Genomic DNA, 15,955 nt, shown 5'->3' with positions numbered 1-15,955 from the left:
CGCACACCACCTCGCGCGGCGGGGTGCGGCTTGCCTGCCTCCGACCGGCCCCCGCCTGCGCGAACGCCGCCGGCTTACGGCTCGAACTTGTAGCCGAGGCCGCGGACCGTCACCAGGTAGCGCGGCGCGCCCGGGTCCGGCTCGATCTTGGCACGCAGCCGCTTGACGTGGACGTCGAGGGTCTTGGTGTCACCGACGTAGTCGGCGCCCCAGACGCGGTCGATCAGCTGCATGCGGGTCAGTACGCGGCCCGCGTTGCGCAGGAGCATCTCCAGCAGGTCGAACTCCTTCAGCGGGAGGTCCACCTTGCCGCCGGCGACGGTGACCACGTGGCGGTCGACGTCCATCCGTACGGGCCCGGCCTCCAGGGCCGCCGGGGTGACCTCCTCCGGCTCGCCGCGGCGGCGCAGGACCGCGCGGATGCGGGCGACCAGCTCCCGCGAGGAGAAGGGCTTGGTGACGTAGTCGTCTGCTCCTATCTCCAGCCCGACGACCTTGTCGATCTCGCTGTCCTTGGCGGTCACCATGATCACGGGAACGTTGGAACGGCCGCGAAGCTGCCGGCAGACCTCCGTGCCGGGCAGGCCGGGAAGCATCAGGTCGAGGAGGACGAGGTCGGCGCCGTTGCGCTCGAACTCGTCCAGCCCGTCGGGCCCGGTCGCGGCGATGGCGACCTCGAAGCCCTCCTTGCGGAGCATGTACGACAGGGCGTCGCTGAAGGATTCCTCATCCTCGACGACGAGCACTCGGGTCACGGAAGGACCTCCGGGGCAGGAATGGCTGGTGCGGTTCTGGTTCAGGCAGGGGTGGAGTGGGTGTGGGGGGCCGGCGCCGGGGCCGGCGCTGCCGCTTCGGGGAGTCGCAGGGTGAACGTGGAGCCCTGGCCCTCCGAGCTCCATACCGACACCTCCCCGCCGTGCGAGGCCGCCACGTGCTTCACGATCGCAAGGCCGAGGCCGGTTCCTCCCGTGGCACGGGAGCGGGCCGGGTCCACGCGGTAGAAGCGCTCGAAGATGCGCTCGCGGTCCTTTTCCGGGATGCCGATGCCCTGGTCGGTCACGGCGATCTCGATCAAGTCTCCCCCAGGTGCCGCCACCCTGCGGCCGGCTATGCCGACGCGGGTGCGGGCGGGGCTGTAGTTGACGGCGTTCTCGACCAGATTTCCGAGGGCGGCCGCGAGCTGTCCGCGGTTGCCCCAAACCCGCAGGTCGGCGGTGCCGCCCGCGGCCATGATGATCTGCTTGGAGGACGCCGTGTGGCGGCAGCGGTCGATGGCCTCGGCCACGAGCGTGTCCACGCGTACGGGCTCGGCGTCCTCCAGCGGGTCGTCGTTCTGTACCCGCGAGAGGTCGATGAGCTCCTGCACGAGGTTGATCAGCCGGGTGGCCTCGATCTGCATGCGGCCGGCGAAGCGGCTGACCGCCTCGGGGTCGTCCGAGGCGTCCATGACGGCCTCGGACAGCAGGGAGATCGCTCCGACCGGGGTCTTCAGCTCGTGCGACACGTTGGCCACGAAGTCGCGGCGTACGGCCTCGATGCGGCGGGCCTCGGTGAGGTCCTCGACCAGGAGGAGCACCAGGCGGGAGCCGAGCGGGGCCACGCGCGCCGAGACGGCGAGGGCCTCGCCGCGGCCGGTGCCGCGCCGGGGCAGGTCCAGCTCGACCTGGCGTATCTCCCCGTCGCGCCGGGTGTCACGGGCCATGTGGAGCATGGGCTCGACGGCGAGCTTGCCGCCGCGGACCAGGCCGAGGGCGTACGCCGCCGAGCTGGCCTTGACCACCGCGTCGCCCTCGTCCAGTACGACGGCGGAGGAGCGCAGTACGGAGAGGACGGTGTCCACGCCGGGCGGGAGCACCGCATTGATGTCGGGGCGCATGGAGCTCCGGGTGGGGCGGGCTTGGTCGCGCTCGCTCCAGCGGAACGCCAGCATGGCGATGACGCCGGTGCAAAGACCGGCGATCGCTGCAGCTGCGGCGACCGCCGCGTTCACGTCCATGGATCCAGGTTAAGCAGGCCCGACGACACTTCCACAGCCGTTCGGGTGGCAGCTCGAACAGTCGTCGCCCAGAGTTCACCCTGGCGACGGGGTTGATTCACTTGTGATGCCGGAGTCGGACGCGTTTGCGGCTCACCGTGTCAACGTGGGGCCAAAGGCCGCCCCGGCCCGCCCCGGGCAGTACCGCAGTAGTAGGTCGAGAGAGGGACACGAGACATGCGCGACGCGTACCACGAGGAACTGGACTCGATCGGAGAAGGCCTGGTCGAGATGGCCCGGCTCGTCGGTTCCGCGATCGGGCGGGCCACGACGTCCATGCTCGACGCCGACCTGAAGCTCGCCGAGAGCGTCATCGCCGCCGACCAGAAGGTCGACGACCTCCAGCACGACCTGGAGGCCCGCGCCATCGCCCTGCTGGCCCGCCAGCAGCCGGTCGCCACCGACCTGCGCATCGTCGTGACCTCGCTGCGCATGAGCGCCGATCTGGAGCGCAGCGGTGACCTGGCCCAGCACGTGGCGAAGCTCGCCCGGCTGCGCTTCCCGGACACGGCGGTCCCGCGGGACCTGCACGCCACCATCCTGGAGATGGGGCAGCTGGCGCAGCGCCTGATGGCGAAGGCCGCCGAGGTGATCATCACGAAGGACGTCGACCTCGCCCTCCAGCTGGAGCAGGACGACGACGAGATGGACCAGCTGCACCGCACGCTGTTCCAGCACCTGATGGACGACCGCTGGAAGCACGGCATCGAGACGGCGGTCGACGTGACGCTGCTGGGCCGCTACTACGAGCGCTTCGCCGACCACGCGGTGTCGGTGGCCAAGCGCGTCGTCTACCTGGTGACGGGTGAGCACGCGGACGACCTCCAGCAGCCGACGCAGGTCGACGGCGTCTGAGCCACCGGGGCACGGCGAGCACGGCCGGCGCGCGGAGCCCGACGAGCGCGGCGAGCACGCGCAAGGACGGCAGGCACGCAGGCACGGCGAGCCCCAATGCGCCGTTGACGCGCCGGTGGCGCTGGGCATGAATGAGGCGAAGGCCGTACGACTCCCTGTACACCGCCTGCGAGGAGGAACCATGCCCGATTCCCCCGTCCCCATCACCCCGGAGCAGGAGCAGCCGCCGAGGCCGGAGCCCCTGCGCCTCCCGCTGCTCGCAGCATGCGGCTGCGGCTCGGGCTGCGGCTGCGGCTGCCAGTCCGGCGCCCCCTGCCAGTGCGGCGGCTGACCGCCGCCGTCGCCGGCTCGACGCACGCGAGGGGCCCCGTCCGAGTTCACTCGGCCGGGGCCCTTTCGCCTACGCGCGGGGAACCTGGGTTCTGCCCGGACGCGGCTGACCGGGCCCCGGGCACGGGGCGCGACTACGCTCCTCAGGTGAACGACTTCCCCTGCTTCTGCCTGATCTGCGCCCCGACCGAGTTCGGCGGACCCCCGTCGGAGGAACGGGACGCCCGCACCACGAAGAACGTCGCGGACTACGGCTGGCACGTCATGGGCGTGGCGGGCGGCGACTCCCCCGGCGACTGGGCCTACTCCATCGGCCTCTGGCACACACTGCGCAGCCCCGAGGTGAGCGTGTTCGGCCTGCCCTCCCAGACCGCGATGCGCGTGGCGAACGCGGCCGGGGCGGCGGTCCGGAGCGGCAACCCGCTCGGGCCGGACCAGCGCCGGGACGACGTTCTCGACGGCTGCGACGTGATCGTCCGCCCCGTGCATCCCAGCTGGTACTACGACTTCTTCGGCGCGGGCATCGACTTCTACCAGACCCCGCCGCTGCCCATCACCCAGCTGTTCTGGCCGGACAAGGAGGGGCTCTTCCCCTGGGAGGAGGGGGCGGGCGAGTACTGCCGCACGAGCCAGCCCCTGCTCTGGATCCCGAAGGAGGAGAGCTCCGGCCCGTGGACCGAGGTCGCCTGAGGCCCGCCCGAGCCCGCCGGTGCGCCCGGCCCCGCGGGTGCCGATCGGCTCAGGGCCGCGGGTGCAGCGGCACGGGCAGCCGGTCGAGCACGATGGCGAACTCGGCGCGGTAGGCGGCCCGTACCTCCTCGTCGGTCGCCAGCTCCTCCTCCGTGCGGTCGCCGGCCGCCGAGGTGGCGATGAGGGTGTGGTCCCGCAGGGTGATCCGGCCGCCGTCCGCGGTGAGCCGCGAGCAGACCGGGCCCTTGGTGAAGCCCGACTCCGGGCTGGTGCAGTGCCACCAGGCACCGGTCAGGAAGTCGGCGAGCACGCGCGGGCGGGTCTCCAGCCGGTACACGGGCACGCCGTCGTGCAGCACCTCGAACTCCCCGTCCGGGGCCGGCCGGACCAGGAACACCCCGGCCGGATCCTTCTGCTCCCCCGGCTCGTCCAGGTCCAGCGGGTGCGCGGTGTGGTCGCCGAAACCCACGTCCGCGAGCCAGCGCCCGTCGACGCGCAGCGCCAGGTGGTCGTACGGGACGCCCAGCGCGCCGTCCTTGCCGTACACCCTGGCCTGGAGGAGCTCCACCCGGTGGCCGAGGGCGCCCAGCAACGCGGCGAAGCCGGCGTTCAGTTCGTAGCAGATCCCGCCGCGCCCCGCGGTCACGATCTTGTCGAAGACGGCGTCCGGGGTGAGCACGAGCTTCTCGCCGAGGTGGATCGACAGGTTCTCGAACGGCACGGTACGCAGGTGGCCCAGGTGCAGCTCGCGCAGCGAGTCGGCCGTGGCCCGGGCGGGCCGAGCCGCTCCCAGGCGGCGCAGGTAGGCATCGGTACGGGCGGGGTCGAGAGGTTCCATGCCTGCCACTCTCCCCACCCCCGGGCCCCCCGCGCCATGCGCCATTGGACGTAGGCCCCACCAGCCGCACCGGCCCGGCCGGCCCTGACCGGCCCTGACCGGCCCGATGACCGGCCCGATGACCGGCCCGATGACCGGGTGATCGCCCGCGCGCTGCTCTGTAGGCTGTGCGGGCTCACGCTGAGCACGTTCAAAAGCTGAAAAATGGGGGGGTTCGGTGCTCAATCGCCGACTCGTGATGTCCGCTGCCGCCATCGTGGCGGCCGGCATCGGTTTCATACCCGGAACGGCTCAGGCCGCTGATCCGGTCAAGCCCGCCGCGCAGCCGGCGGGGGCACCCGCCGGCGACCCGGCAAAGGGTCCGACGGCAGGGTTCGGGACCTTCACCAGCGGCCCCACCGCCGGCCCGCAGCTGGGTCTCTCCCTGAGCGCCCGGATGTCGTCGGCCCACGGCTTCGAGTTGACGACCTATCTGAACAGGTCCGCACCGCCGCTTGAGACAACCATCGAGTGGGGTGACGGGACCACGGAAACGGTGACGTCCGCCGGTGCCTGGGAAACGCGGACCAACCACGCCTACAAGGAGCTCGGCGAGTACACGATCAAGGCCACGGTCGTCGATCCGGCGCTCGGGACGGAGGAGACCAAGGAGGTCCGGGTCACGACGGCGGGCTCGGAGTTCACCCCGTACGGTCCCACCCGTCTGCTGGACACCCGCAGCGGCACGGGCGCCCCCAAGGGCAAGGTCCAGGCGTACTCCTCGACCCGCCTGAAGGTCGCGGGCAACGGCGGCATCCCCGCCGGGGTCACCGCCGTCGCGCTCAACGTGACCGCCACCAACACCACCAGTGGCGGGCACGTCAGCGTCTTCGCCTCCGGCAACACCCGGCCGACCGCATCGAACATCAACTTCGAGGCCGGCCAGACCGTCCCGAACCTGGTGATCGCGCAGGTCGGCGCGGACGGCTACGTCGAGCTGTACAACGGCGGCTGGGAGCCCGTCGATCTGGTCGCGGACGTCACCGGCCACTTCGGCCGGCGGGAAGCAAGCGGGTACACCCCGCAGGCGCCGGCCCGGGTCGTCGACACCCGCTACGGGACCGGCACGCAGCGCGGTCCGGTCGCCGGCCAGGGGTCCTTCACCGTCAAGGTGGCCCAGCCGGGCACCACCGCCGTCGCGCTGAACGTGACCGCCACCCACCCGCAGGAGGCCGGCCACCTGACCGTCCACCCGGCCGGGCAGGCGGCGCCGAGCACGTCGAACGTGAACTTCACCGCCGGGCAGACGGTCGCCAACTCGGTGATCGTGCCGGTCAGCAAGGACGGCGAGATCACCGTCCGCAACGGCGCCTGGGCCGCGTCCGACGTCATCGTGGATCTGGTCGGCACCTACAGCACCGCGAGCAACGGCGCCTACGTGCCGGTCACGCCCGTCCGGCAGATCGACACGCGCGAGAGCTGGTCCAAGGGGCCGTGGCCCACGCGCGGGTACCTCTGGCAGGCCTTCTCGATCGGGCAGGAGGCCTGGGTGCTGAACACCACGGTCACCAACACGCGCGGCGCGGGCTTCCTCTCGGTCGCACCGGACCCCAACACCACGGGCAACTACGCCGACCGGACCGCCGTCTCCCCGGAGCGTCCCGTGTCCTCCACCCTGAACTGGACGGCGGGCAAGACCGTCGCCAACCTGGTTCAGGCGGGCGCCGGCGAGTACGGCATCGTCGACTTCTGGAACCAGGGCTGGGACCGCGCCGACCTGGTCGTCGACATCTTCGGGTACTACGAGAGCGAGTAGACGAAAGCCCCCGACCCGCACCGTGCGTGCGGGTCAGGGGCTTGATCGCTGCTCTTACTTCTTCTTGCCCTGGTTCTTGACGGCCTCGATGGCGGCCGCGGCCGCGTCCGGGTCGAGGTAGGTGCCGCCCGGCTTGAGGGGCTTGAAGTCGGCGTCCAGTTCGTAGACGAGCGGGATGCCGGTCGGGATGTTCAGGCCCGTGATGTCGGCGTCGGAGATGCCGTCGAGGTGCTTGACCAGACCGCGCAGGGAGTTGCCGTGCGCGGCGACCAGGACCGTGCGGCCGGCCAGCAGGTCCGGGACGATGCCGTCGTACCAGTACGGCAGCATGCGCTCGACGACGTCCTTGAGGCACTCGGTGCGCGGGCGCAGCTCGTTCGGGATCGACGCGTAGCGCGGGTCCTCGGACTGCGAGAACTCCGTACCGTCCTCGAGGACCGGCGGCGGGGTGTCGTACGAGCGGCGCCACAGCATGAACTGCTCCTCGCCGAACTCGGCGAGGGTCTGCGCCTTGTCCTTGCCCTGGAGCGCACCGTAGTGGCGCTCGTTCAGGCGCCAGGAGCGGTGCACCGGGATCCAGTGGCGGTCCGCGGCCTCGAGCGCGAGCTGCGCGGTGCGGATGGCGCGCTTCTGGAGGGAGGTGTGCAGGACATCGGGCAGCAGGCCGGCGTCCTTCAGCAGCTCACCGCCGCGGACCGCCTCCTTCTCGCCCTTCTCGGTGAGGTTGACGTCCACCCAGCCGGTGAACAGGTTCTTCGCGTTCCAGTCGCTCTCGCCGTGGCGGAGGAGGATCAGCTTGTACGGTGCGTCGGCCATGCGTACGAGCCTAATGGACGGGCGGGGGCGCTCGCGCGCGAGGCGGGGTCCTCCGATTGACCCCGCGCGTCAATCGAGTGGCGCCCGGAGGCCCGCCGATCGTAATGTTCACTCTGGTCAAGTGACACTTACGTCCCGGGGGGAATCCTTATGTCCGCTGCCAGTCTGAGACGGGCCGCCCGGGAGAGCGTCCGCGGTCTGCCCCGCGCGTTCTGGTGGCTCTGGACGAGCACGCTGATCAACCGGCTCGGGGCCTTCGTCGCCACCTTCATGACCTTGTACCTGACCCTGGACCGGGGCTATTCGGCCTCCTTCGCGGGACTGGTGGTCGCCCTCCACGGACTCGGCGGTGTCCTCTCCTCGCTCGTCGCGGGGATGATGACCGACCGGCTGGGGCGGCGCCCCACACTGCTGGCGGCCCAGACCTCGACCGCGTTCTCGGTGGCGCTGCTCGGCTTCATGGAGCACCCGGCCGCGATCGGCGCGGTGGCGCTGCTCGTCGGCATGACCTCGAACGCGTCCCGGCCGGCGGTCGCGGCGATGATGGCGGACATCGTCCGCCCGGAGGACCGCGTACGGGCCTTCGCGCTCAACTACTGGGCCATCAACCTCGGCTTCGCCATCAGCGCGACGGCGGCGGGCGTGATCGCGGAGTACAGCTACCTGGCCGGCTTCCTGGGCGAGGCGGCGCTCACGCTGACGTGCGCGGTGCTCGTGTACGTGAAGCTGCCCGAGTCCCGCCCCGAAGGCGGGTCCTCACCCGCCACCGCGGGCAAGGCGGCCACCGGGGAGGAGCCGGCGATCGGGCTCGGGAGCGTGCTGCGGGACGGGCGGTTCATGGGTGTGGTCGGACTGTCGTTCCTGATCTCGCTGATCTTCACCCAGGGCTCGGTCGGCCTGCCCGTCGCGATGGGCGGCGCCGGGTTCTCCCCCGGCGACTACGGGCTGGTCCTCGCCGTGAACGGGGCGCTGATCGTGCTGCTGCAGATCCCGGTCACGGCCTTCATCGAACGGCACGACCCGCAGAAGCTGCTGGTGATCTCGGCACTGCTGGCCGGGTACGGGTTCGCGCTGACGGCCTTCGCCGGGCCCCTGTGGGCGTACGCGCTGACGGTGTGCGTGTGGACGCTGGCGGAGATCGTGAACTCGCCGACCCAGATGGGGCTGGTCGTGCGGCTCTCGCCGGTGCACGGGCGCGGCCGCTACCAGGGGGTCTACAACCTGTCGTGGGCGGTGGCCTCGCTGGTCGCGCCGCTGATGGCGGGCTTCGTGATCGACCGGTACGGGGCGGAGTGGCTGTGGGGGGCCACGGGTGTGCTGGGGACGGTGGCGGCGGCCGGTTACTGGCTGCTGATGCGGGGCCTCTCCGAGGGTGACGCGGGTACGGGAGCGGCCGTGGCCGGTGGTGCTCCCGCACCGGTGTCCAAGTCGGCTCCGGCTGCCGCCGAGGCCTGACGCGGCTGCGCCGCTGCCGGGGCTCCGCCCCGGACCCCGCACCCCAAACGCCGGTGGGGCCCGGTTACGACGGCTGCGTCAGGTGTTTGAAGGCGTCGAGGTTGAAGGTCGGTTCGCCGCGGGAGACGCGCCACTCGTACTCGCGGCGGATCGCGCTCGCGAAGCCCAGCTCCAGCAGGGTGTTGAAGGAGCCGTCCGCCGCCTCCAGGACCGTGCCGAGGAGGCGGTCCAGTTCCTCGGCGGTGACGACCGACAGCGGAAGCCGGGCCGTCAGGTAGACGTCGCCGAGGCGGTCCACCGCGTACGCCATCCCGAACAGCTTGAGGTTGCGCTCCAGCAGCCAGCGGTGAACGCCCGCCTCGTTCTCGTCGGGGTGGCGGATCACGAAGGCGTTCACCGAGAGGGAGTGCTTCCCGACCCGGAGCGAGCAGGTGGTGCTCAGCTTGCGGGAGCCGGGGAGCTGGACCACGTACGTGCCCGGGGAGGGGCTCTCCCAGCTCAGTTCCGCGCCGGTCAGGGTCGCTTCGATGATCCCGGCGGTGTCAGCGTCAGCCATGGTGGGAGCGTACGCGACGGCGGTGATCATGCATGGCCGCCGTGTAGACGTCGGCCGTGCCGCTCGCCGCGGTGTCCCAGCCGAAGAACTGCGCGTGCCGCGCCGCCTCGGCGCCCATCCGGTCCGCGAGCCCGGGCTCGTCCACGAAGCGCCGCAGCTCCCGCGCGTAGTCCGCCGGGTCGTGACCGGGTACGAGGATGCCGGTGACCCCGTCGTTGACGGCGACGGGCAGTCCGCCGACCTCGGCCGCGAGCACCGGCGTACCGGCGGCCTGAGCCTCTATCGCGACGAGCCCGAACGATTCGCTGTACGAGGGCATGACCAGCACGGACGCCGCCCGGAACCAGTCCGCGAGGCCGTCCTGCGCCACCGGCGGGTGGAAGTGCACGAGGTCGGCGATGCCGAGCTTCGCGGCGAGCTTCTGCAGACCCTCCGGCTTGGCGAGGCCGCTGCCGCTGGGGCCGCCGACGACGGGGACGAAGAGGCGGCGGCGCAGCGAGGGGTCCTGGTCGACGAGGACGGCGACGGCGCGCAGCAGGATGTCGGGGGCCTTCAGCGGCTGGATCCGCCCGGCGAAGAGCGGGATGACGGCGTCCTGCGGCAGGCCGAGGCGGGCGCGGGCGGCGGCCCGGCCGTCGCCGACGGTGAAGCGGTCGAGGTTCACGCCGGGGTGGACGACGGCCACCTTGCCGGGGTCGGCCTCGTAGTGCCGGACGAGTTCGTCGGCCTCCTCGGCGGTGTTCGCGATGAGGCGGTCGGCGGCGGCCACGATCTGGGTCTCGCCGATGACGCGGGCGGCGGGTTCGGGGGTGTCGCCCTCGGCCAGCGCCGCGTTCTTGACCTTGGCCATGGTGTGCATGGCGTGGACGAGGGGCACGCCCCAGCGTTCGGCGGCGAGCCAGCCCACGTGGCCGGAGAGCCAGTAGTGGGAGTGGACCAGGTCGTAGTAGCCGGGGCGGTGGCCTGCCCAGGCCTGCATCACGCCGTGGGTGAAGGCGCACAGCTGGGCCGGGAGCTCCTCCTTGGCAAGGCCTTCGTACGGGCCCGCGTCCACGTGCCGTACGAGGACCCCGGGGGCCAGCTCGACCACGGGCGGCAGCCCGCCGGTGGTGGCCCGGGTGAAGATCTCGACCTCGATGTTGATCGCGGCCAGGCGCTTGGCCAGCTCCACGATGTAGACGTTCATCCCGCCGGCGTCGCCCGTGCCGGGCTGGTGCAGCGGTGAGGTGTGCACGCTGAGCATGGCGACGCGGCGCGGCTTGCGGTGGTGGCCCACGGCGGGCAGGCGCAGTCGCGGCGGCTCGTGGCGGGTGGCACGGGCTGCGGCGAGGCGGCCGCTGAGGCTGCCGCCGAGGCGGGACACGTACTGGCTCAAGGGAGCAGTTCCTCTCGGCTCGGACGGCTCGGTCGGTGTGCGCGAAACGCTCGGACGGCACGACGGGCGGTGTGACGGCCCGGCGGGGCGGCATGACTGGATGGCATGCCTGCGAGGGCGCGGGAGGCGCCCTGCAAGGAGTGCAACCCGGATGGCCGTCCCCCGCATTCCGGGGTCTCCGGTTTTCCTTGCGGTTTCCCCGTTTTTCTCGGGGCACCGCCGGATTTTCATGCGACGCAGGCGCTCCGCTTACCCTCGGCTCATGGCCTCCCGCACCACCCCGCCCACCAGCCGCGCGCCCGGTCGCGCCCCTGGCCGCCCCGTGGGCTCGGTGACGCGCGGGACGACGAATCCGAACCGGTTGCGCCGGATGGACCGCTGGATCGCGGCCACGCACGGGGCCGCGCTCCGCCGCGCGGAGGCCCCGGTCGCGGTGGATCTGGGCTACGGGGCCGCGCCGTGGACGGCGGTGGAGCTGCTGGCGCGGCTGCGGGAGGCGGCTCCGCGGGTGCGGGTGGTCGGCATCGAGATCGAGCCGGCGCGGGTGGCGGCGGCGAAGCCGTACGAGCGGGAGGGCCTGAGCTTCCGGCACGGCGGCTTCGAGGTGCCGTTGGACGGCGGGGCGCGTCCCGCGCTGATCCGCGCGGCGAACGTGCTGCGCCAGTACGACGAGGAGCAGGTCGCGGAGGTATGGGCGCGGCTGTGCGCGCGGCTGTCGCCGGACGGGCTGCTGGTGGAGGGGACCTGCGACGAGATCGGGCGGCGGCACGTGTGGGTGGCGCTGGGTCCGGAGGGGGCGCGCACGGTGACGTTCGCGACCCGGCTGGGCTCCCTGGAGCGCCCCTCGGACCTGGCGGAGCGGCTGCCGAAGGCGCTGATCCACCGGAACGTGCCGGGCGAGCCGGTGCACGCGTTCCTGCGCGACTTCGACCGGGCGTGGGCGGCGGCGGCCCCGTACGCCTCCTACGGGGCGCGGCACCGCTGGATCCGCACGGCGCGGGCGCTGGCCGTCGACTGGCCGCTGGCGGACGGGCCGGGACGGTGGCGGCAGGGGGAACTGACGGTGCGCTGGGAGGCGTTGCGCCCGGTGGGGTGAAAGCGTCACCGGTGGACAACCGGGGGCGTGGGCGGGGAACCGGGGGTGTGGGCGGGGAACCGGGGGTGTGGGCGGGCCGTTGATCCGTGCGGGGCAGGAGCACGGCGTCCGTTGGGGCGGACAAGATCGGAAAGACATCCACAAGGGTGTCGGAATTCATCGACTCGTGGCACCATCCCGATGGCAGTGGGAAGTTACTGACGAATAGTCAGATCTGATACGAGGTCTGACACGGGTGCCTGGGGGGACCATGGGGACCGTAAGGCGACGACGAGGCGCAAGCCCGCTCGTGCTGTTGTGCGCGATGGCGATACTGACGGCGCCCGGTCTCGCGACGGGCATGGCGTACGCGGCGCCGAGCGCTCCCGCCGCGCCTGCCGCACCCACCACACCGGCCTCACCCCGGGACCCCGCCGCCCCGTTGCCCGGACCGGGCGGCAAGTCCCTCGAACAGGTCCGCAAGGACATCGAGGAGCTCTACCGGCAGGCGGGCACCGCCACGGACGCCTACAACCTCGCCGAGGCCGAGACCAAGGCCCAGTCGGACAAGATCGTCGAGATCGCCAACCTCGTCGTCGCCGGCCAGGAGCGGATCACCACCCTCAAGAGCCGTGCGGGCGCGGCCGCCCGCGCCCAGTACCGCTCGGGCGGCCTGCCGCCGGGCGCGCAGCTGGCGCTGAGCGACAGCCCGAGCCAGTTCCTCGACGGGGCGGGCCGGCTGCGCCAGGGCGAGAAGGCCACCTCGGACCTCCTCTCCGAACTGAGCCGGACCCAGAGCGAGTTGCAGCGGTACGCCCAGGAGGCGAGTGACCGCTGGAAGACGCTGGAGGCCAACCGGATCAAGCAGGAGGACTCGAAGAAGCAGATCCAGGAGAAGATCAAGGCGGCAGAGGAGCTGGAGAGCAAGCTGGAGGCCGAGGAGAAGGCCCGGCTGATCCAGCTGGAGCAGGAAGCCCAGTACAAGGCGCAGACGGCGTGGCTGTCGACGGGCGCGATGAAGGACGTCAACGGCAAGGCGACGGACGCCGGCAAGCGGGCCGTGCAGTTCGCCACCGCGCAGATGGGCAAGCCGTACGAGTGGGGCGCCGAGGGTCCGGGCTCGTTCGACTGCTCCGGGCTGACCTCGCAGGCCTGGCTGGCGGCGGGCCGGGGCATCCCGCGCACCTCGCAGGAGCAGCTGCGGCTGCTGCCGAAGGTCGCGCTCAACGACATGCGCCCGGGCGACCTGATCATCTACTTCGACGACGCGAGCCACGTCGGCATGTACGTCGGCGACGGCGCGATGGTCCACGCCCCGCGCCCCGGCCGCAACGTGACGATGGCGGGCGCCGGCTCCATGCCGATCAAGGCCGTGGTCCGCCCCGACGCATAGCCCCTGGCGTCTTCCAGCCTCGGCGAGGCAACCACCCGGGCGTGCTCGACGTCTCGCTAGGCGGGACGGACTGCGGCCCCACCGTGACCTTTGTCATCAGTGAGGCCGTTTTTCCCCCGCGATAACGGCATATGCCGGAGGCCCCGACGCAGAACGGCATTCCGCTCGCCGGGCCGGGACCGCTAGGGTCTGCGGACGAGCGCACCCTCGGGGGGAGGGAAGGAACCGGAGACGATGTCCGTACCCGTACCGCGGCAGAGGGACACCCCGGCCACGGAGGGCGGTCAGGCCGTTCTGCACACCGCCGCACCGCCCGCCGCCCCCGCCACCGCCGTCGCGCAAGCGACTCCGCAGGCGACCCCGCCGGCAACTCCGCCGGCGGCCCCTCACACGATCCCGCTGACCCTCCTGGTCATCGAGGACGACCCGGCCGGCGGTCTCACCGTCCCCGAGATCCTCGACGCGGACGGCCACCGCATCCGGCTCCGCACCGCCCGCAACCTCACCGAGGCCGAGCGGCTGCTCACCCCCGACGTGCACTGCATCCTCCTCGACCTGTCCCTCCCGGACGCCGGCGCCCGCATGGCGGGAGTACCGGCGGTGCCGGGAGCCGCGGGCGCCGGCGCCGGCACGGCCACCGCCGTGGACCAGCTGGCCGCGCTCCGCCAGGTGCTGCGCATCGCGCCCCGGCACGCCGTCCTCGTCCTCACCGGGGAGGACGACGCCGAGCGCGCCGCCGAGGCCGTCCGCGTCGGCGCCCAGGACTTCCTCTTCCGGGACGAGCTGGACGGCCGGCTGCTGAGCCGCGCCATCCGCTACGCCGTGGAGAGAAAACGGGCCGACATCGCCCAGTACAAACTTGCAGAATCGAAACTGCGCGCCCAGGAGAACGCCCGCCTGGAACGCGGCCTGCTCCCCACCCCGCTCCTGGAGGGCTCCGACCTCCGCTTCGCCGCCCGCTACCGCCCCGGCCGCAGCCGCGCCCTCCTCGGCGGCGACTTCTACGACACCGTCCGCACCCCCGACGGCACCGTCCACGCCATGATCGGAGACGTCTGCGGCCACGGCCCCGACGAGGCCGCCCTCGGCGTCGAGCTCCGCATCGCCTGGCGCGCCCTGACGCTGGCCGGCCTGTGCGGCGACGACCTGCTGGCCACCCTCCAGGAGGTCCTGGAGGTGGAACGCCCGAACGAGGAGATCTTCGCGACCCTCTGCACCGTCGACATCGCCCCGGACGGCCGCCGCGCGGGCCTGTGCCTGGCCGGCCACCCGGCCCCGCTGATCTCCCGGCCGGGCCGCAGCGCGCGACTGCTCCCGTACGAGAACAGCGGCCCGGCCCTCGGTCTGCTGCCCAAGGCCCGCTGGCCGCGCCGCCAGGTCGAGCTGGGTGGCACCTGGAGCCTGATGCTCTACACCGACGGCCTCATCGAGGGCCGGATCGGCGAGGGCAAGGAGCGGCTGGGCCAGGACGGCATGGTCGACATGATCAACCGCCACCTGGAGCGCGGGCTGAGCGGTGAGGGCCTGCTGGAGGCCTCCGTCACCGAGGCCCGTCGCCTCAACGGCGGCGAGCTCACCGACGACGTGGCCGTCGTCCTGCTCTCCCGCGCCGAGGGCTGACCGCCGACGGCACGGGAACCAGGGGCACGGCTGGGGGCAGGCCCTGCCCGGCGACAGGCCTGCCCGGGCGACAGGAGCTAGCGCCCGCCGTTGTAGGGCCCGTACGGCCCGTCACTGCTGCTGCCGCCGCGCCGGCCGCCGCGACCGCCGCCCGAGACCTGCTTGAGGGCGGGGCGTACGTCGACGAAGAACACGATGGTCGCGACCAGGCCGGCGATCTGCAGGAAGAGCATCCCCAGCAAGGCGTCCACCAGGACGGTGATGCCGAGGATGGCCAGCCAGAAGGTCTTGGTCTGCTTGTCGGCCGCCCGGTACGCGTCCTCGCGCGCCAGCAGCGCTATCACGAAGGCCGCGACGGCGAGCAGCAGCATGGCGTACCCGAACAGCGGGAGCACGCCCCGATCGAACCCGTCCATCAACATCGCTTCGACCGCCTTCTCATGCCTGCGCTTCGCACTTCCGATGCCGCCCGACTCCACGCTACCGGCACGGGCGCCCTCATGAACTCCAACGGGCCGGGCCCCTGAAGGGTGCCCGGCCCGTTGTCGCTCATGCGGTCCCGGTTCAGCTCGCGTCGTCCGCCGTGACGGCAGCCTTCTTGGCCGAGCCCCTGCGCGTGGCGGGCTTCTTCGCGGCCGGCTCCTCGTCGGCGGCCCCGGCCACCGGCTCGGACCCGGACTCGGACGCGGCGGCCGGCTCGGCCACCGCCTGGGGCTCGACGGCCACGGCGATGTCGACGATCTCCTCGGAGAACTCGCCCCGCCAGGTCCGCACGGCCTGCTCACCGTGCTCGGCGACCTTGTCGTACGTCTCCTTGGCGCGCACCGCGTACTCCGCGGCCACGCCCACACCGCGCAGCGCCAGGTCCTGGGCGGTCTCCCCGAGCTTCTTCGGGTCGATCGCGCCGAACACCTCGGCGACCTTGGCGGTGAGCGCCTCCTGCACGGCCTTCGGGTCCGTGTTCTTCACGGCCTCGATGCGCGCGGGGGCCTCTGCGCGCAGCTGCTCGATCAGCTCGGGCACCTTCTTGGCCTGCTGCACGGCGAGGTCGGCCGTGCCGGCGGCGAAGTAGAGGGGGGTGGGGTCGGTGAGGGTCTTCTTCAGGTCATCGGCGATGGCCAT

The 15,955-nt window shown here is 72.3% G+C and carries 15 protein-coding genes and 1 pseudogene; 8 read left to right on the top strand and 8 right to left on the bottom strand.

Going from position 1 to position 15,955, the window contains the following annotated elements:
• Nucleotides 1-74 precede the first annotated feature (74 nt).
• Nucleotides 75-746, bottom strand: coding sequence for a two-component system response regulator PhoP (gene phoP, locus ACZ4VT_RS20425; protein ID WP_465270294.1), 672 nt, complete (start codon nt 744-746; stop codon nt 75-77).
• A gap of 92 nt (nt 747-838) precedes the next feature.
• Nucleotides 839-1,996: pseudogene (gene phoR / locus ACZ4VT_RS20420) on the bottom strand (two-component system sensor histidine kinase PhoR); the annotation flags it as partial.
• 216 nt (nt 1,997-2,212) lie between these two features.
• Between phoR and phoU the strand changes: the two are divergent.
• The 3 genes from phoU (at nt 2,213) to ACZ4VT_RS20405 (ending at nt 3,910) form a co-directional block, all read left to right on the top strand.
• Complete coding sequence (phoU, locus tag ACZ4VT_RS20415; protein ID WP_030387284.1) at nt 2,213-2,890, top strand: phosphate signaling complex protein PhoU; 678 nt, start codon at nt 2,213-2,215, stop codon at nt 2,888-2,890.
• 181 nt (nt 2,891-3,071) lie between these two features.
• Nucleotides 3,072-3,221: a hypothetical protein gene (locus ACZ4VT_RS20410; RefSeq protein WP_167344738.1), complete on the top strand. Its 150-nt coding sequence runs from the start codon at nt 3,072-3,074 to the stop codon at nt 3,219-3,221.
• 146 nt (nt 3,222-3,367) lie between these two features.
• Nucleotides 3,368-3,910 (top strand): DUF4262 domain-containing protein, encoded by a 543-nt coding sequence (locus ACZ4VT_RS20405; protein ID WP_467951455.1) that lies wholly within the window; start codon nt 3,368-3,370, stop codon nt 3,908-3,910.
• 49 nt (nt 3,911-3,959) lie between these two features.
• Here the strand turns inward: ACZ4VT_RS20405 and ACZ4VT_RS20400 are convergent, their stop codons facing one another.
• Nucleotides 3,960-4,748 (bottom strand): arylamine N-acetyltransferase family protein, encoded by a 789-nt coding sequence (locus tag ACZ4VT_RS20400; protein ID WP_467951453.1) that lies wholly within the window; start codon nt 4,746-4,748, stop codon nt 3,960-3,962.
• Nucleotides 4,749-4,965: 217 nt separating this feature from the next.
• On the opposite strand from ACZ4VT_RS20400, the gene ACZ4VT_RS20395 reads away from it, so the two are divergent.
• A complete protein-coding gene (locus tag ACZ4VT_RS20395) occupies nt 4,966-6,543 on the top strand; it encodes a hypothetical protein (protein ID WP_467951451.1) in 1,578 nt (525 codons plus the stop codon).
• A 54-nt stretch (nt 6,544-6,597) separates the two neighbouring features.
• Here ACZ4VT_RS20395 and ACZ4VT_RS20390 read toward each other — a convergent pair whose 3' ends face one another.
• Nucleotides 6,598-7,359, bottom strand: a complete 762-nt coding sequence (locus tag ACZ4VT_RS20390; protein ID WP_319724882.1) for a phosphoglyceromutase — start codon at nt 7,357-7,359, stop codon at nt 6,598-6,600.
• A 150-nt stretch (nt 7,360-7,509) separates the two neighbouring features.
• On the opposite strand from ACZ4VT_RS20390, the gene ACZ4VT_RS20385 reads away from it, so the two are divergent.
• Nucleotides 7,510-8,814, top strand: coding sequence for an MDR family MFS transporter (locus tag ACZ4VT_RS20385; protein WP_467951449.1), 1,305 nt, complete (start codon nt 7,510-7,512; stop codon nt 8,812-8,814).
• Between the two features lie 64 nt (nt 8,815-8,878).
• On the opposite strand, the gene ACZ4VT_RS20380 is transcribed toward ACZ4VT_RS20385, so the two are convergent.
• Nucleotides 8,879-9,370: a type III secretion system chaperone family protein gene (locus ACZ4VT_RS20380; protein ID WP_467951447.1), complete on the bottom strand. Its 492-nt coding sequence runs from the start codon at nt 9,368-9,370 to the stop codon at nt 8,879-8,881.
• Nucleotides 9,363-10,745 (bottom strand): D-inositol-3-phosphate glycosyltransferase, encoded by a 1,383-nt coding sequence (gene mshA / locus ACZ4VT_RS20375; protein WP_467951445.1) that lies wholly within the window; start codon nt 10,743-10,745, stop codon nt 9,363-9,365. Before mshA ends, ACZ4VT_RS20380 begins: the two co-directional genes overlap by 8 nt.
• Nucleotides 10,746-11,007: 262 nt before the next feature.
• On the opposite strand from mshA, the gene ACZ4VT_RS20370 reads away from it, so the two are divergent.
• The 3 genes from ACZ4VT_RS20370 to ACZ4VT_RS20360 all read left to right on the top strand — a co-directional run bounded on the left by ACZ4VT_RS20370 (nt 11,008) and on the right by ACZ4VT_RS20360 (nt 14,833).
• Nucleotides 11,008-11,841 (top strand): class I SAM-dependent methyltransferase, encoded by an 834-nt coding sequence (locus ACZ4VT_RS20370; RefSeq protein ID WP_467951443.1) that lies wholly within the window; start codon nt 11,008-11,010, stop codon nt 11,839-11,841.
• 250 nt (nt 11,842-12,091) lie between these two features.
• Entirely contained in the window at nt 12,092-13,213 is a 1,122-nt protein-coding gene (locus tag ACZ4VT_RS20365; protein ID WP_467951441.1) for a C40 family peptidase, read from the top strand.
• Between the two features lie 234 nt (nt 13,214-13,447).
• A complete protein-coding gene (locus ACZ4VT_RS20360) occupies nt 13,448-14,833 on the top strand; it encodes a PP2C family protein-serine/threonine phosphatase (RefSeq protein ID WP_467951439.1) in 1,386 nt (461 codons plus the stop codon).
• Nucleotides 14,834-14,910: 77 nt separating this feature from the next.
• On the opposite strand, the gene ACZ4VT_RS20355 is transcribed toward ACZ4VT_RS20360, so the two are convergent.
• Both ACZ4VT_RS20355 and ACZ4VT_RS20350 read right to left on the bottom strand, forming a co-directional pair.
• On the bottom strand, nt 14,911-15,255 hold the full coding sequence (locus ACZ4VT_RS20355) for a DUF2516 family protein (RefSeq protein WP_467951437.1): 345 nt from the start codon (nt 15,253-15,255) through the stop codon (nt 14,911-14,913).
• A 142-nt stretch (nt 15,256-15,397) separates the two neighbouring features.
• Entirely contained in the window at nt 15,398-15,955 is a 558-nt protein-coding gene (locus ACZ4VT_RS20350) for a hypothetical protein (RefSeq protein WP_467951435.1), read from the bottom strand.

Source organism: Streptomyces sp. NPDC029164, assembly GCF_055563995.1.
Note: the sequence above shows the minus strand (reverse complement) of the source record. Positions and strands in the feature narration are given on the sequence as shown.

What these genes read in the sequence shown, in the direction of transcription:
- phoU (WP_030387284.1), top strand. Translation starts at nt 2,213, where the DNA reads ATGCGCGACGCGTACCACGAGGAACTGGACTCGATCGGAGAAGGCCTG.
- ACZ4VT_RS20410 (WP_167344738.1), top strand. Translation starts at nt 3,072, where the DNA reads ATGCCCGATTCCCCCGTCCCCATCACCCCGGAGCAGGAGCAGCCGCCG.
- ACZ4VT_RS20400 (WP_467951453.1), bottom strand. Translation starts at nt 4,748, where the DNA reads ATGGAACCTCTCGACCCCGCCCGTACCGATGCCTACCTGCGCCGCCTG.
- ACZ4VT_RS20390 (WP_319724882.1), bottom strand. Translation starts at nt 7,359, where the DNA reads ATGGCCGACGCACCGTACAAGCTGATCCTCCTCCGCCACGGCGAGAGC.
- ACZ4VT_RS20385 (WP_467951449.1), top strand. Translation starts at nt 7,510, where the DNA reads ATGTCCGCTGCCAGTCTGAGACGGGCCGCCCGGGAGAGCGTCCGCGGT.
- ACZ4VT_RS20380 (WP_467951447.1), bottom strand. Translation starts at nt 9,370, where the DNA reads ATGGCTGACGCTGACACCGCCGGGATCATCGAAGCGACCCTGACCGGC.
- ACZ4VT_RS20370 (WP_467951443.1), top strand. Translation starts at nt 11,008, where the DNA reads ATGGCCTCCCGCACCACCCCGCCCACCAGCCGCGCGCCCGGTCGCGCC.
- ACZ4VT_RS20365 (WP_467951441.1), top strand. Translation starts at nt 12,092, where the DNA reads ATGGGGACCGTAAGGCGACGACGAGGCGCAAGCCCGCTCGTGCTGTTG.
- ACZ4VT_RS20360 (WP_467951439.1), top strand. Translation starts at nt 13,448, where the DNA reads ATGTCCGTACCCGTACCGCGGCAGAGGGACACCCCGGCCACGGAGGGC.
- ACZ4VT_RS20355 (WP_467951437.1), bottom strand. Translation starts at nt 15,255, where the DNA reads ATGTTGATGGACGGGTTCGATCGGGGCGTGCTCCCGCTGTTCGGGTAC.
- ACZ4VT_RS20350 (WP_467951435.1), bottom strand. Translation starts at nt 15,955, where the DNA reads ATGGCCATCGCCGATGACCTGAAGAAGACCCTCACCGACCCCACCCCC.